This window comes from Paenibacillus sp. TAB_01 (genome assembly GCF_043945595.1).
Lineage (GTDB): Bacteria > Bacillota > Bacilli > Paenibacillales > NBRC-103111 > Paenibacillus_S.
In genome coordinates, this window is sequence record NZ_JBIFNP010000001.1 from 3,921,243 (window position 1) to 3,935,209 (window position 13,967).

The following is a 13,967-nucleotide window of genomic DNA, read 5'->3' on the forward strand; positions in this document are numbered from 1 at the left end:
AAAATGTTCGTTGCGTCTTGCTCCGCTGCAGGAGTGAATTAGTCCAGAACCGCTCTCATGTGTGCTTGCGTCACGGACCAATGGGACGTATTCCATACGGCTTCCTTGTTCTTCACGTACAAAATTTGCGGCGAGGCATGTTTAACGCCCGTATCTTCCGCAATCAGGTTGGAAACCGGGCGGGATTCGATGACTTTGACAAGAATGTAGTCTACATCGGCATTCGGTTCTTTTTGCAGATAGGCCTCGAATTCATCCAAAGCATTCGCGCTTACAGGGCAAGTCGTACTATGCTTGAGGACAACGACAGGTTTGTCGGAAGAGGCTGCGAATTTCTCCGCCCATTCTTCCGTTGTTGTAATTTCTTTCCACTGTGCCATAAATAAGTCCCTCCAAATAAAAAGTAATGGCACCTCACGATTTGTCATCGTAATAGTGCAACGTTGCTTTGAACGGAGCCCCTTGCGGCTCCCATTCCAAAAGTCCGTAAGAATATCGCGGCTGTCGGCGCTTGTCGGTCGGCGATCCGGGATTGAACAGCAGTCTGCCGTCATGTGTCCCTTGATACGGGATGTGGGAATGCCCGAAGATGATCACATCCGCGTTCTCCTCACGAAAAGCGTCTATGGCCCGGTCGAGCGTCGATTTACGGCCGCCGTCTCCATGAACTAAGCCGATCCGGCAGCCGAGCAGCGACAGGAGCTTCTGACGTCCGTAGCGCTGAACGACTTCCGGGCCATCGTTGTTGCCTGCTACGCCGTCCGTAGGAGCGATTTGTTCCAGCATACCGGCAACCGCCAGGTCCACCCAGTCCCCTGCATGGAGAATGAGATCGACTCCCTGCATTCCTTCTACGAGCGCACGCGGCAGCTGCCTGGCCCGCCCAAACATATGCGTATCCGATACGATGCCAATACGCATACTTATCATCCCCTTCCTGCGCCCGCGGCTCTTCCATTCATTTTACCATAACTTGCAAAAAAGAAAAAAGCGCACCGGAGGGCGGAGCGCTTTGAACAAGTTACCGCCGACTGTGCGTAACGGTCTTCCGTTAGCTTAAGCCGCAATTCGCTCGGCCAGACGAGCCCGTCCATGCCTGAATGGTACAGGGCCTAAACAAAAAGCGCTCGGTTTGCATACAATGTATTACAGCCGAATCGTTGACACAGCTCTTGGAATTTGGGACAGGACTCTTTTACCGGAAGGAGAAGATGCGAAATGGCCAAAGGATTTGATTGCGCAACCCCTCTGACAGCATCAACCGCTAAAGCGTTCTTCCAGGACGGTTACGTTTTTGTAGCGCGCTATCTGGTACCAAACGGCTGGAAGATGCTCTCACGCTCGGAAGCGGAGCTGATCAGCAAAGCGGGACTGCAGATCGTCTCGGTCTTCGAAACGACGGCGGACCGGGCTTTGGGAGGAAGAACCGCCGGCCTCAGCGACGGCAAAACAGCCCTGCAAACGGCCCGCTCCATCGGACAGCCGGAGGGCAGCACGATTTATTTTGCGGTAGACTTTGACGCGACAGCAGCTCAAATGTCTACAGTCATTCAATATATCCGCGCGGCAAGCGAGGCCACTCCCGGCTACAGCACCGGGGTATACGGCTCCAACGCCGTAGTGGAAGCCGTCTCTAAAAGCGGAGCTTGCTCCCGCTTCTGGCAAACCTACGCATGGAGCCAAGGCAAGCAGTCTTCCGCGGCGAACATTTACCAGTATCAGAACGATATTACGCTTCATGGTATCGGTGTCGATTTAAACCGTTCCTTCGGCAATGAGGGCTGGTGGAACACAGTAGACTATATGATGAGCCCTGAAGATGCCAATAAATTGATTGCTTTCCTGGGAGCAGGCTACATGGCTACCGGCTTTGCGGACGCAAGGGAGGAATTCCACCGTCTGGCCAATGAGCTGCGCAAAGCTTCCAACCAGCCGGAGGAATAAACATCCGGCCGAGCTAGGCAGGCGCTGCCTTCTGTAAAATGAAACGCCCCTCGGCTGCTGTGTCCTATGGAGACGGCAGCTTCGTCATGTCCGGGAACGGGAACGTAACGTTAAGGGAAGCAAGGCTATCGTATCCCTGGAGAAAAAGGAAAAAACCCGTGAGCCTGGGCTCACGGGTTTCAAGCAACCTTTTAAGACGGTGTTCCTGCAAGCTGCAGCGCCTGCACCGAGATCGGATCCTTGAACCGCCGCATGCATTGGCATTCAAAGTCTTTGCGGCAAATCGGGCAAGGCTCCTTCAGCAAACGGTTTATGGTCGTTGCGCGCGCCGAACCGGTTTCGCCGTCCTTTTCAAAAGTTAACCGGCAGGATGTGCGATCCTTCAATTTAACGACCATTTCGAACAACCCGTTTTTCGGGTTGTTGCTGACAATTTCGGCAGAAACGACTTGCGGTTGGTATGCCATGATTCCAGCACCTTTCTTTATCTGAATATGTCTTGTTCAATAGACAATGTATATAGAATGATAGCTTGTTTTAGTTATCCCCGTCAAGTAGATTACCCAGACCCCCGAGAATGCCGCCTTCTTCCTTACGGCCGCCGGCCCGGGATGCGGACAAGACGCGGTCCGCCAGACGGCTGAACGGCAGCGATTGAATCCATACCTTGCCGGGGCCCCGGAGTGTAGCGAAGAACAAGCCCTCGCCGCCGAAGATGGCGGTCTTGACGCCTTTGACGAATTCGATGTCATAATGAATCTCCTGCGTCATCGCCACAAGACAGCCGGTATCCACCCGGATAAGCTCGCCCGGTCCGAGTACCCTTACGCAGATAGCCCCGCCCGCATGCACGAAGGCGAGCCCATGGCCCTCGATTTTTTGCATAATAAAGCCTTCGCCGCCGAAAAAGCCGGTTCCCAGCTTACGCTGCAGCTCGATTCCGACGGAAACGCCCTTGGCCGCGCACAAGAAGGCGTCCTTTTGGCAGATCAGCTTTCCGCCCAGAGCAGACAGATCCATCGGCAAAATTTTGCCCGGATAAGGAGATGCGAAGGAAACCGTCTGCCTGCGCGAGCCGTGATTTGTAAATAATGTCATAAACAGGCTCTCCCCGGTCAGCAGCCGCTTCCCGGCGCCGAACAGCTTGCCCATCAGACCTTTATTCTCATCGCTGCCGTCACCGAAGATCGTCTGCATATGGATATCGCTGTCCATCATCATCAAGCTGCCCGCTTCCGCTACGACGCTTTCGGCAGGATCAAGCTCGATCTCTACATACTGCATCTCCGATCCGCTGATCTGATAATCGATTTCGTGAGCATTCATCCTTGCATTCCTCCTCTGGCTCTGTCCGGATTGAGCCGCTGAATTCCCCGGTTCCGCTCTATTGTATGCAGCGGATCACCGGTTTAAGGCCTCGCTTCCCCCTGCTTGCGCTGGGCCTTCCGCCTTGCCCTGGCTTCATAGCGCTCCTTCGCGCTGTCGTACAGCCTTTTCTCCTCGTCGGTTTCAGGAATGACGCCAGGGACGGGAGTCGGTTTTCCATGCTCGTCCAGCGCTACGAAGGTGAGAAAAGAAGTGGCCGTTGTCTTCCGCTCGCCGGTGAACAAATTTTCGGATTCCACTTTCACATATACTTCCATCGAGCTCCTGTGGGTCCAGGAAACGAAGGCCTCGAGCAGGATCGCCTCCCCTACCTTCACCGGCGCCAGGAAGTCCAGGCTGTCGCTCGATGCCGTCACCACGCCCCGCCGCGAATGCCGCATGCTGGCAATGGTAGCTATCTTGTCGATATACTGCATCACTACGCCGCCGAACATCGTTCCATGGTAATTCGTATCCGAAGGAAAAATAATATCGGACATCACGGAACGCGACATGCGCGCCGGCTTGGCGGAAGGCTCCTCTCCGGATAGGGACGGAGCCGGCAGATCGGAATCAGTCATCAGATAAAGCCTCCTGCTGCAATGAATTGTGTTCTGTCATGATGTTTTCCCAAATAGACGGGCTTGCAGCCAAGTCCTGGCAGCAGCCAATCTCAGGAAGGATAAACCAGCTTCAGCTTGCCTGCCGCTTCCGCCGCGCCCGCTCTGGCTGCCTCCGTATTTTCCGCAGAAGTCAGCGCTACCGCCATGCGGCGTCCGACCTTCGTTTCCGGCTTACCGAAAATACGCACCTGCGTATTCGGCAGCGCCAGCGCCTGCTCGATGCCTTCGATGCGGAAATGATTCGACTCCTGCACCGCCTTCAGCGTATGGGAAGCCCCTGGCGTCAGCAGGCGGATCGTCGGGATCGGGAAACCAAGAATGGCCCGCACGTGAAGCGCGAACTCGGACAAGTCCTGCGTTACCATAGTGACCATGCCCGTATCGTGAGGGCGCGGGGAAACTTCGCTGAAATACACCTGATCGCGTCCCAGAAACAGCTCGACGCCGTAGATGCCGTACCCGCCTAGCGCATCCGTAATCGTTTTGGCAATATGCTGAGCTTGTTCAATCTGAGCCGGAGTCATGTCATGCGGCTGCCAGGACTCGATATAGTCGCCGTCCTTTTGCACATGTCCGATCGGAGCGCAGAAGGTCGTTCCGGAAACGGAACGGACCGTCAGCAGCGTAATTTCCGACTCAAAATGGATGAACTGCTCCACGATGACTCTCGTTTTCTTCGCTCGTCCGCCCTCCATAGCGTAGTTCCAGGACGTCTCTGCATCGTCGGGTGTCCGGCAGACGCTTTGACCTTTGCCGGAGGAGCTCATGATCGGCTTGATTACGCAAGGTGTGCCGATAGCAGCAACCGCCTGCTTCAGCTCCTCCAAACTATCCGCAAATGCGAAGTTCGCTGTCGGCAGCGCAAGCGTCTCCGCCGCCAGACGGCGAATGCCTTCGCGGTCGATCGTCAGCCGTGCAGCCGTTGCCGTCGGCACCACGCGGAAGCCCTCCTGCTCCAGCTCGACCAGCACGTCGGTAGCAATCGCTTCAATCTCCGGCACGATATAATTCGGACGCTCCTTAAGAATCAGCTCCCGAAGCTGCGTTCCGTCGAGCATATTGATTACATATGAGCGGTGGGCTACCTGCATAGCCGGAGCATTGTCGTACCGGTTCACGGCAACCGTTTCTACGCCGAGACGCTGAGCTTCCAATATGACTTCCTTGCCAAGCTCACCGGAGCCCAGCAGCATCATTTTCTTCGCTTGTCCTGACAATGGCGATCCATACATCCTTATCATTCCTCCAAAAGTTATTTCCTTGCAAGCTATGTACCATTCCTATATGTTGCATGTAAAATGCGCTTGTTTGCCCGGAGTTCTCCCTCGCTTGCTCCGTACTCCGATGCGATATGATACGATTCGATACGGTCATAACCGATCCGCTCCGGGATGGGCTGGGCCGCGTGTCTGCTCCCGGCATTTGACCGCTTCAGCGCCCCGTTACAGCTTACTCATTAAAAGTCTGCGGAGCAGCGGCGCCAGCTGAACGGCGATATCGGACACTTCCGGGACCAGCACGCTGTGCCGTCCGTAAATGTTGCGCATCGTCTCGCGCTCCGTGTCCTTAATCTTCCCGCTGCCCAGGAAGACGCTGACCACCTCGACGCCCGATCTCCTCGCATGAAGCACCGCTTCGCAGGTGTCGACGATCCCGTCCTCGTGATATTCCGCCGCGGAAGGCTCTCCGTCGGAGAAAACCAGCAGCACCTTTTGCTTCTCCGTACGCTGCAGCAGCCGCTCAGAGACGACCCGGATGGCATAGCCGTCCCGGTTGTCCTGCTCCGCCTTCAGCTGCAGCAAGCGCGGCCCTGCTCCGCCGCGGAGGCTGCCTTCGAAATCCGTAAGCAGGTGAAACACATTAGGATAAGCCTCTTCGGTCACGCCGTCGGCATCCTCCCAGAAGCCGATAACTTCATGCGGCACGCGGAGAGCCTTCAACGCTTCATGAAACAGCGCAATGCCTTGGTGCGCCTGTTCCATTTTATCATACATCGATGCGGAGCAGTCCACCAGCAAGCTGAAAACGGCGTCCACTTGCGCGGAAGGGCTGTTCTTCTTATAGAACAGCCGGGGCAGCGGTTCCCACGCGGCGCGAACCAGCTTTTTGCCCAGCCGTCCCGAGATCAGCTCGCTGCGGCGCGCGATTTGCTTCTGCTCCATGGTCATCTGAATGGTCCGTTTCAGCTTCGCCACCATAGGCGCCACCTGCTGCAGCACCTCATGATACCGCGCCTTCGCCGCCGCGTCAGGCGCTTCTGCAGGCCGCCAAACCGGCACAGCCTTCCGGTTCAGCCTTCCGTAAGGCCCCGCCTGGCCTCCGCTTTCCCCGGTGTCGATCCGCTCCACCTGGGGCGGAGAAGGCGGCTGCGGCTCGTTCTGCTTCACCGCCTTGGAGGCACCCTGCACGATGCCGAGCGCCTGGTCGCTGCCGTCCGCCTCGCGGACATGATCGCTGATCAGCTCCGTCTTCGCGCCCTGCTCCGTATCGAAGCGAAGCAGGCTCTCCTCCTGCTTCTTCGTCTCCCGGTGCCAGGTCGGCATCCGTTCGCCCGCCTGCGGCGGTTCGTCCCGCTCCTGCGTATCGAGAGCTACCGATTGCGGCGGCAGCTTCTTCTTCCGCTTCAACTCCCCTATGTACTCCCAGCTGAGCGGCTCCGCCGTGCCGTTCTCCGGCTGCGTGGAGAAGTAGCTGATGCGGCAGTCTCCGCCGAGCGCATCGGCTTCCTCCAGCCGCTCCAGCACGAGCCGGCAGCGCTCCGCCACCTCGGCTGTGCTGTGCAGCGCCGCCTCGGCCGCATCCCAGCACAGCCGCTCCAGCGCCGGCCTCAGCTCGCTCAGACAGGCGCCTATGCCTTCGGCGGCCTGGAGCGCCTCGCCGCCGGCCGTGGCCGCGGCCAGCGCGCAAAGCAGCGCGTCCGCCGTTTCGCCGCGGCGCCCATGCGCATCGCGCTTCGCGGCGAAATACTGCGCATGCAGCCGGCTGCGCAGCTCCAGCGCGCGCCGCGTGCCCGGACGCTGGCGCCGGCACAGCTGCTGCAGGCGCAGTTCCTCGCACAGCGCGAACAGCTGCTTTGCCAGCAGCGGGCGCTTTAGCGGAAGCGTCCATGCCAAATAATCGGCCACCTCCCGCGCGTCGGTGTACCAGGCGCTGCCGATCCCGCGGAGATATACATCCGACTTCATCCCGGCCAGCTTGATTTCCTCCGGATAGTCGCTCCAAAACTGGCTCACTGCGACCACTTTCGCCCGTTCGTCATAGAATGAATGATACGACAGCTCCAGCTTCAGCTCTTCCCAGCCGGTCAGCGCCTTGGCCAAATCCAGCAGCTGCATGCGCAGAAAGGAATCCACTTCGTTCTCAAGAAAGCGCATCTCGTTCTCCTTGTCTTGTCTCTACAGCCGGCTCAACCAAAATACGTCTCCGCCAAATTGCCGACCAGCGCCTGCTCGCGCTCGTCCTCCAGCTTATCCGTAATCGCACGCTGTACCGCGCGCAGCGGCGGCAAATAAGCTGCCAAATCGCAGGCATCCAGCAGGGCCCGCACCGAAGCCGCCTCATCGGCGAGCTGGCCCGAGCGGATTTGCTCTTGAAGGTCGGACGACAATCGCACAAAACGGCGCAGCAGATCGTCATTCTGCAGTCCGGAGCGTTCTCTCAGCAGTTGAAGCAGCTTATCGCCCTGCAGGTACGGCACGTCGATAACAACGAATCTGTTCTTCAACGCTTCGTTCATGGGAACCGTGCCCACATAGCCGATATTGACCGCGGCAATGACGCCAAAGCCTTTTTTGGCCCGGATGACCTCGCCCGTAAACGGATTCGTAATCGTACGCCGATGGTCCAGCACTCCGTTGATCAGCGGAAGCGTCTCCGGCTTCGCCATGTTGACTTCGTCGATATAAAGCCAATGCCCCTCGGTCATGGCTCTGACCAGCGGCCCGGGAATAAAACGCACAACCGACTGCCCGTCCTCCTGCTCCAGCGTCTTGAAGCCTACAAGTCCCTCTGCGTCCAAATCGACGGAGCAGTTCACGGAATGAAGCGGCTGGCCGAATAAATACGATAACGTTTCCGCCAGTCGTGTTTTGCCTGAACCGGTCGGCCCCTTCAGGAGCACATTTTTCCCCAGCTGCATGGCTACGATCGCATCCTCCAGCACGTGATCCTCCGACGGCATATAACCGTCGCCCCCGATCAAGTCAAGATGCTCCGGGTTCAGCGAGTGCAGCCGAAATTCCCGCCGCTCCAGAATCGCATTTAACATAGGCGCGGGCAGCTTTGCTTTTACCCACTGTTCCGATACTGTCATGTTATCATTTGCCCTCATTTCTAAGCTTGCTTTCCTGTTTCCTATCGTTGTTATACTTTACTCGCACGAATATTTCAACAATATTCGCAAAAAAATCGGATTCGGTCTTCTTTCCGGCACATCATGGAAGGAAACATGCGAAATTCGCCGCCAAGTTGTATAATAGCATCAACAGCGGGATGACTCTTTTTTCGATGGGAAATCCTGAACGTAACAAGCTGTTATGCCCATTTGCGGCAAAACCGGTGAACGTTTCATAAAAAGGCTTACTTTTATGAAGTAACTTATGCTAAAATGTAATAAAAGAAGGAGATGATAGTCATGGCCGATCATCAGCTTTGTCCTAAATTTGAGGCCGCTTTTGAAATTCTGGGAAAACGTTGGACAGGATTAATCATTCAATCGTTACTGCCAGGTCCTAGGCGGTTTAAAGATATTTCCGAAATGATACCCGGCATGAGCGACCGGATGCTTGCCGAGCGCTTCAAGGAGCTGGAGGCCTGTGGTCTGATTCACCGGCATGTATATCCGGAGACTCCGGTACGGATCGAATATGAGCTGACAGAGAAAGGCAAGGCGCTGGAGCCTGTCATGCGTGAAGTGCATGTTTGGGGAGAAAGCTGGGTGAAGTAACCGCAGGATGCTGCGGCGCTTCGTTCTACCGAATATAGTATATTAAGCAACGCTAACGAGGTCCGTAACGGAGACGGCTGGTATAACTATCGGCCTGCTTCCTTACGGACATTTTATTCGAACGCCATTTTTACTGCGATAGCTTTAAACATCAGGACAAAAGAAAAAGACGATTCATGAAGAATCGTCTCAGGCTGTCGAGAAAGCCTCACGAAGTGAACCATGCGTACCAACGCAGGGTGGGGTATCATACAAATCTGGATGGTTCGGATGGCGCACGCAGCCATAACCGGCTGTGTTACAGCATATACGCCTTTGTTTAAGAGCTGTTCATCGGGGGTAATCTTTGCCGCAGATTGGGAAGCAAGCTTTTGTTTCCAGCCTACGGCTCCTCCCCGCTGGCAGCTTATTTATATATAGGCCGGCACTTTCTGCCGTTGTTTTTTACGTTGATTTATTTGGCTTTTCATAGCAAGAAGCACGAGCAGATCGAGCTCCATGCTTTTTTGGACGACATGGGGATCTGTCAGCTCATGACCCTGCCGGATGACAAGTTCATTCAAAGCCCCGACACATAAATTGATTTCACGAGTTAATTCGGCATTGATATACATATAGTTTGCCTCCTAACGTTCATGATTTTGACACGGCTCTAAAGTCCGGCAAAGCTTGTTCTGAAAGCGGTTTTCCGGTACAGTTAAGGGAACGGCTTATATTTTATGCTTTATTATGAACTCTTGTTATTAAGAAAGTTGCGGGCCGTCCATCAAAATAATATGGTTTTTACTAACATTTCCCTAACATAGCTTGCAAGCTTTTGATCTTCCGTTATTTTACTTTTACCCCAGATTCGGGATGACTAAACTTGTTTCCAGGAGGAATTCATGTCCACCGTACTTCTTATTGAAGATGATCAAAGCATCGCCGATATGATCTCGATTTATTTATCGGAGGAAGGATACTCCGTACATAGCGCTTCCGATGGAAAACAGGGATTACGCTTATTTGAACAGCTCGAGCCGAGCGTTATTATTTTGGATATTATGCTGCCGGATACGAACGGAATCGACCTGTGCCGCAGGCTGAGGGGGAGCTCCTCGGTGCCCATTCTCATCGTTTCGGCCAAAAGCGAAGTATCCGAGCGGGTGAAAGCCTTAATGATCGGAGCCGACGATTATTTATGCAAGCCTTTCAGCATGAGAGAGCTGGCGGCCCGGACCCAGGCGCTATTGCGCCGCTCCTCCATGAGCAAGTCCGCCGCGCCTTCGGTTCAACCCCAGGCGGCAGCCGAGGATCCGTCTCCGGCCATTACCGTCGATATTGATAAGCGGTGCGTATTTTTGCACAAGGTGCCTGTCGACACGACTTACTCCGAGTTTGAGATGATGAAATCGTTTTGGCTGCACCCGGGCAAGGTGTTCTCGCGGGACGAGCTTCTGAGCCGAATCCGCGGTATCGACAGCTTTGTCACCGAGCGTTCCGTAGATGTCCACATCACGAATCTCCGCAAAAAAATCGAGCTCGATCCGAAGGATCCGAAGCATATCAAAACCGTCTGGGGCGTAGGCTACAAATTCGAGCCTTAAGACCCGCCCGAGGAACAGCAAAAACTCCTGGCTGCTGGCGCCGGTCAGAGCCTCTTATGACAGGGGCATGCCGGCATGGCACAGGAGTTTTTCATTTAAGAGCGGCCGAAGCCGCAAGACTATCTTCGCGTGTTATGATCGCTTGGAAAGACCCGCTGGGTCATGGTGTTAAATTCATTCATATAAGCGGATACGTCGACGCCGCTCTGATCCTCCTTCGAATAAAAACGAAGCCGCTGCACGAAATTCGGATTCGCCGAGACGAATACTCTCTGTACGCCCGGCTGGGTCATATTTAGAACCTGGCCCGTAATCCGCGAGCTTAGCGAGTATGTCAGCCCTCCCGGGTCTCCCCAATTGATCCGTCCCGCTCCTTTATCGGTTCCGAATAAACCGACCCCGCCTTTAGGCGTAATTTTGTGCGCCATCATATCCGGGTTCGCTTCCTTATCCACCTCGTGTCCGTCCATCACCAAGCCCACATAAGCGTTGGCCTCCGTAATCAGCACATCGGCTTCGCTGACCCCAGGCAGCTGCTCCAGATGCTTGGAAATTTCCGGGGCGAAACGGAATGTTTTGCTCAAATGGTGATTCGTCATATCGAGCTGCTGTAAAGCGCCGGGATTGTCCGGCCTAGAGGTTCTCGCCTGCTCCTCGACGTATTTGGATTTGACGCCCAGCGTATTGTCCTCATTGTTCCTGCTGTCTCTGTCATACAGCGCATGCTGATCGGCCTTGGCCGTTCCGCCGCCCAAGTCTTTATGTTCCTTGCCGTTGCAGCCCGCCGTGCTTACAAGTAAAGCCGCCGCCAGAGCCAGCTGCCAGCCGGTCCTTTTCCAGCCACACGTATGTATCATCCTTCGTATCCTCCTCAACGAGATTCACTGATGTGCCCGTACCTCGTTAGGATGATTCCCGAGAAGGAAAATATGCGCTCCGCGGCGAATTCATCCCAAGCCCGCCGGTTGTCGGCATGCTGAATAACCCCACAAAGTGAGGCTTATGCTTCGAAGCGAACTCAGGTACTTTGCGGGGACCCCATTTTATCATGTCCAAAAAGGGAGCGTCTGTGGTCAGACACTCCCTCGGCTGCAGGGCTGTATTCAGCTTTATTGGGACGGATCCTTCCCGAACGTGCGGTCAAGCTCCTCCAGCAGCTTGCGTACGGACTCCTCTGTCATCTCTGTGGACTGCTTGAAATTCACCAGCTGGTCCTTCAAGCTCTGCCCCATCGCTTCGTGATCCTCTTCCTCTTCTGTAAAGGAGGGGTCGTACCAGACGTAGTCCCCATCCGGGCCGTTGCGCAAAAAGGGCTTACCCCACGCGTCCGGAAAGGTATACTCCTGCTCGCCGAAAATAATCCCCAGCACGTCGTCGCTTTCCAAAGGCATCAGGTGATGGTACGTTTCCTCGCCTGTTTTTTCCGGGCCCAGCGCTGCGATTTGCTTATGCAAATAAGCGTAGTGCAAATAATGCTCTCCGGTTTCCTTATCCTTGGCTACCTCATACAGCTCCAATGGATCGTCAACTAGCGATTTAACGGTTTCCAGACGGTTCTGCAGCAGCTCGGAAGGAACTCGTCTCAACTCTTTCCATGAAATGACCATACGACCCACTCCTTTTCATACTTGTTGAAGAGCTATGCGCTGCCCTTCCCCCGTCCTGGTGCGGTGTCCGCAAGCCGAAGCGAGCGCCGCGGCAGACGCCATTTGAACTGTACGGAGAGCATGCGCAGAATAACCACAATAACGAATAAGGCCAATAGATGATAAGAGCCCTGAAACCAGCCGAGTCCAATCATTAAACCGGCCAGCATGCCCCAGACGGCATAAATTTCGTCGCGAAGCACCAGAGGCTTGCGCCCTGCCAGCACATCCCGGATAATCCCCCCGCCGATCCCTGTCATCACCGCCGCTACAATGACGGCGCTGATCGGATGGTTCATGTTGGTCGCGTACAACGCGCCTTGAATGGAAAAAGCCGACAAACCGATCGCGTCAAAAAGCGATTCCCACGTTTTCCAGCGCCGGATCCAGCTGACCGGAACAATGAATACCAGTCCCGCTGCAATAACGGCGATTCTTAAATACATCCCCTGCTCCCATAAGGTGGTCACAGGAATACCAATCAACAAATTGCGCACGACCCCGCCGCCGAAAGCTGTCACAAGCGCCAGCACGAAAACGCCGAGGATATCATAATCCTCTTCCATGGCTACGACCGCTCCGCTGACGGCAAACGCGACGGTGCCGATAATGCTGAATAATTGTAAATTGATTTGCAGCAGCTCATCCATGTTCCCGTTATTCAGTCCAATCCAGCTTTACGACTTCGCCGGTCCGAGACGATTCGTAAATCGCTTCCAGCACCAGACTGTTCGTTAAGCCTGACAGTGCGGAAGTCAACGGCTCTTTGCCTTCACGGATACATTCGAGGAAGTGGCGGCTCATCCGGGCGCGCGATCCCTCATCGTCCTGAGGAAGCGCCAGCTCCACATCGGCTGTCCGGTCGAACAGCTCTGAATGCAGCTTGCCCGAGCCCCCGCGAAGCGAAGCGCCGCCCTCGCTGCCCATCAAATAAATGTAAGGCTTGCTGTCCAGCATCTCCGTATGCGCCGCCCAGCTGACATCCAGCGACAAGGTGCTCCCGTTGTCCAGCTTGATCAGAGCTGTCGCCAAATCCTCTACATCGTACGTACCCGACCAATTCGGCTTGCCCCATGTACCGATCCCGCGCTGCTTGGTCGAATTCGGCATAGGTTGTCCCGAAGACGGAGACCGGCTTGGGGCTGCCCATCAAATGCAGCGACAAATCCAGCATATGTACCCCGATATCGATCAGCGGGCCGCCGCCGGATAACGCTTTTTGCGTGAACCAGGTTCCCCAGCCCGGGATGCCTTTACGGCGGAGCCAGCCGGTTTTTACATTGTAAATGTGCCCGAGCGCGCCTTTATCGATCTGCTCTTTTACTTGCAGGTTCAGCATTTCCCAGCGCATTTGATGCGCCAGCATTAAAGTCTTGTTCGAAGCGCGGTAAGCCCGCATTATATCTTTAGCCGAGGCTGCATTAAGCGCCATCGGTTTCTCCAGCAGCACATGCTTGCCGGCCTGCAGCGCCTGGATCGCGATCGGCGCATGCATCTCGTTAGGGACAGCTACGATGACCGCATCGATATCCGGGTCCTGCAATAGCTGCTCATGATTGCTGTATACGCGGGGAATGCCGTATTCCTTCGCCCTTTGCTCCGCCAGAGGCAGATAGGCATCCGTTACGGCTGTAACCTCCGCATCCGGGATTTTGACGAATTCACTGATATGGATGTTGCCGATGTTTCCAGCGCCGATGACACCGATATGAATTTTACTGCTGCTCATTGCCAATCGTTCCTCCATCTTGAGTCATTTTTCGTGAGATCAAACTGTACAATACTATACCATAAGGAGCCAGATTTGTACCATAAGCCATCCATATAAAATAGTCTATGCTTAAAACCCGCTGCCGCA

15 protein-coding genes and 1 pseudogene are annotated in these 13,967 nt (G+C 55.1%); 3 read left to right on the plus strand and 13 right to left on the minus strand.

Annotated features, from left to right (window positions below):
- Positions 1-38 precede the first annotated feature (38 nt).
- Both ytxJ and ACHHV8_RS18910 read right to left on the minus strand, forming a co-directional pair.
- The gene (gene ytxJ, locus ACHHV8_RS18905; RefSeq protein WP_395160550.1) at positions 39-380 is read right to left on the minus strand and encodes a bacillithiol system redox-active protein YtxJ; all 342 of its coding nucleotides are present in this window, start codon (positions 378-380) and stop codon (positions 39-41) included.
- A 34-nt stretch (positions 381-414) separates the two neighbouring features.
- The gene (locus tag ACHHV8_RS18910) at positions 415-921 is read right to left on the minus strand and encodes a metallophosphoesterase family protein (RefSeq protein WP_395160552.1); all 507 of its coding nucleotides are present in this window, start codon (positions 919-921) and stop codon (positions 415-417) included.
- 297 nt (positions 922-1,218) lie between these two features.
- On the opposite strand from ACHHV8_RS18910, the gene ACHHV8_RS18915 reads away from it, so the two are divergent.
- Positions 1,219-1,944: a DUF1906 domain-containing protein gene (locus tag ACHHV8_RS18915; protein WP_395160554.1), complete on the plus strand. Its 726-nt coding sequence runs from the start codon at positions 1,219-1,221 to the stop codon at positions 1,942-1,944.
- A 191-nt stretch (positions 1,945-2,135) separates the two neighbouring features.
- Here ACHHV8_RS18915 and ACHHV8_RS18920 read toward each other — a convergent pair whose 3' ends face one another.
- From ACHHV8_RS18920 to ACHHV8_RS18945, 6 genes are all read right to left on the minus strand, one after another.
- A complete protein-coding gene (locus tag ACHHV8_RS18920) occupies positions 2,136-2,411 on the minus strand; it encodes a hypothetical protein (protein WP_395160556.1) in 276 nt (91 codons plus the stop codon).
- Between the two features lie 70 nt (positions 2,412-2,481).
- Positions 2,482-3,270, minus strand: a complete 789-nt coding sequence (locus tag ACHHV8_RS18925; protein WP_395160558.1) for a TIGR00266 family protein — start codon at positions 3,268-3,270, stop codon at positions 2,482-2,484.
- An 83-nt stretch (positions 3,271-3,353) separates the two neighbouring features.
- A complete protein-coding gene (locus ACHHV8_RS18930) occupies positions 3,354-3,890 on the minus strand; it encodes an acyl-CoA thioesterase (RefSeq protein WP_395160560.1) in 537 nt (178 codons plus the stop codon).
- Positions 3,891-3,982: 92 nt separating this feature from the next.
- The gene (gene purT, locus ACHHV8_RS18935; protein WP_395160562.1) at positions 3,983-5,164 is read right to left on the minus strand and encodes a formate-dependent phosphoribosylglycinamide formyltransferase; all 1,182 of its coding nucleotides are present in this window, start codon (positions 5,162-5,164) and stop codon (positions 3,983-3,985) included.
- Positions 5,165-5,374: 210 nt separating this feature from the next.
- Positions 5,375-7,306 (minus strand): vWA domain-containing protein, encoded by a 1,932-nt coding sequence (locus ACHHV8_RS18940; RefSeq protein ID WP_395160564.1) that lies wholly within the window; start codon positions 7,304-7,306, stop codon positions 5,375-5,377.
- 32 nt (positions 7,307-7,338) lie between these two features.
- Complete coding sequence (locus tag ACHHV8_RS18945; RefSeq protein WP_395163558.1) at positions 7,339-8,199, minus strand: ATP-binding protein; 861 nt, start codon at positions 8,197-8,199, stop codon at positions 7,339-7,341.
- A gap of 366 nt (positions 8,200-8,565) precedes the next feature.
- On the opposite strand from ACHHV8_RS18945, the gene ACHHV8_RS18950 reads away from it, so the two are divergent.
- Positions 8,566-8,877, plus strand: a complete 312-nt coding sequence (locus tag ACHHV8_RS18950) for a winged helix-turn-helix transcriptional regulator (RefSeq protein ID WP_395160566.1) — start codon at positions 8,566-8,568, stop codon at positions 8,875-8,877.
- A 410-nt stretch (positions 8,878-9,287) separates the two neighbouring features.
- Here ACHHV8_RS18950 and ACHHV8_RS18955 read toward each other — a convergent pair whose 3' ends face one another.
- Positions 9,288-9,491, minus strand: a complete 204-nt coding sequence (locus tag ACHHV8_RS18955; protein ID WP_395160568.1) for a Spo0E family sporulation regulatory protein-aspartic acid phosphatase — start codon at positions 9,489-9,491, stop codon at positions 9,288-9,290.
- A 270-nt stretch (positions 9,492-9,761) separates the two neighbouring features.
- Between ACHHV8_RS18955 and ACHHV8_RS18960 the strand changes: the two genes are divergently transcribed.
- Positions 9,762-10,463, plus strand: coding sequence for a response regulator transcription factor (locus tag ACHHV8_RS18960; protein WP_395160570.1), 702 nt, complete (start codon positions 9,762-9,764; stop codon positions 10,461-10,463).
- A gap of 119 nt (positions 10,464-10,582) precedes the next feature.
- Here ACHHV8_RS18960 and ACHHV8_RS18965 read toward each other — a convergent pair whose 3' ends face one another.
- From ACHHV8_RS18965 to ACHHV8_RS18980, 4 genes and pseudogenes are all read right to left on the minus strand, one after another.
- Positions 10,583-11,320: a YhcN/YlaJ family sporulation lipoprotein gene (locus tag ACHHV8_RS18965; RefSeq protein WP_395160572.1), complete on the minus strand. Its 738-nt coding sequence runs from the start codon at positions 11,318-11,320 to the stop codon at positions 10,583-10,585.
- 252 nt (positions 11,321-11,572) lie between these two features.
- Positions 11,573-12,070 (minus strand): hypothetical protein, encoded by a 498-nt coding sequence (locus ACHHV8_RS18970; RefSeq protein ID WP_395160574.1) that lies wholly within the window; start codon positions 12,068-12,070, stop codon positions 11,573-11,575.
- A gap of 32 nt (positions 12,071-12,102) precedes the next feature.
- A complete protein-coding gene (locus tag ACHHV8_RS18975; RefSeq protein ID WP_395160576.1) occupies positions 12,103-12,759 on the minus strand; it encodes a trimeric intracellular cation channel family protein in 657 nt (218 codons plus the stop codon).
- 7 nt (positions 12,760-12,766) lie between these two features.
- A pseudogene (locus ACHHV8_RS18980) lies at positions 12,767-13,838 on the minus strand (Gfo/Idh/MocA family protein).
- Positions 13,839-13,967 lie beyond the last annotated feature (129 nt).

Excerpts from the sequence above, each read along its gene's own strand:
- ytxJ (WP_395160550.1), bottom strand. The coding sequence starts at position 380 with ATGGCACAGTGGAAAGAAATTACAACAACGGAAGAATGGGCGGAGAAA.
- ACHHV8_RS18910 (WP_395160552.1), bottom strand. The coding sequence starts at position 921 with ATGCGTATTGGCATCGTATCGGATACGCATATGTTTGGGCGGGCCAGG.
- ACHHV8_RS18915 (WP_395160554.1), top strand. The coding sequence starts at position 1,219 with ATGGCCAAAGGATTTGATTGCGCAACCCCTCTGACAGCATCAACCGCT.
- ACHHV8_RS18920 (WP_395160556.1), bottom strand. The coding sequence starts at position 2,411 with ATGGCATACCAACCGCAAGTCGTTTCTGCCGAAATTGTCAGCAACAAC.
- ACHHV8_RS18925 (WP_395160558.1), bottom strand. The coding sequence starts at position 3,270 with ATGAATGCTCACGAAATCGATTATCAGATCAGCGGATCGGAGATGCAG.
- ACHHV8_RS18930 (WP_395160560.1), bottom strand. The coding sequence starts at position 3,890 with ATGACTGATTCCGATCTGCCGGCTCCGTCCCTATCCGGAGAGGAGCCT.
- purT (WP_395160562.1), bottom strand. The coding sequence starts at position 5,164 with ATGTATGGATCGCCATTGTCAGGACAAGCGAAGAAAATGATGCTGCTG.
- ACHHV8_RS18940 (WP_395160564.1), bottom strand. The coding sequence starts at position 7,306 with ATGCGCTTTCTTGAGAACGAAGTGGATTCCTTTCTGCGCATGCAGCTG.
- ACHHV8_RS18945 (WP_395163558.1), bottom strand. The coding sequence starts at position 8,199 with ATGTTAAATGCGATTCTGGAGCGGCGGGAATTTCGGCTGCACTCGCTG.
- ACHHV8_RS18950 (WP_395160566.1), top strand. The coding sequence starts at position 8,566 with ATGGCCGATCATCAGCTTTGTCCTAAATTTGAGGCCGCTTTTGAAATT.
- ACHHV8_RS18955 (WP_395160568.1), bottom strand. The coding sequence starts at position 9,491 with ATGTATATCAATGCCGAATTAACTCGTGAAATCAATTTATGTGTCGGG.
- ACHHV8_RS18960 (WP_395160570.1), top strand. The coding sequence starts at position 9,762 with ATGTCCACCGTACTTCTTATTGAAGATGATCAAAGCATCGCCGATATG.
- ACHHV8_RS18965 (WP_395160572.1), bottom strand. The coding sequence starts at position 11,320 with ATGATACATACGTGTGGCTGGAAAAGGACCGGCTGGCAGCTGGCTCTG.
- ACHHV8_RS18970 (WP_395160574.1), bottom strand. The coding sequence starts at position 12,070 with ATGGTCATTTCATGGAAAGAGTTGAGACGAGTTCCTTCCGAGCTGCTG.
- ACHHV8_RS18975 (WP_395160576.1), bottom strand. The coding sequence starts at position 12,759 with ATGGATGAGCTGCTGCAAATCAATTTACAATTATTCAGCATTATCGGC.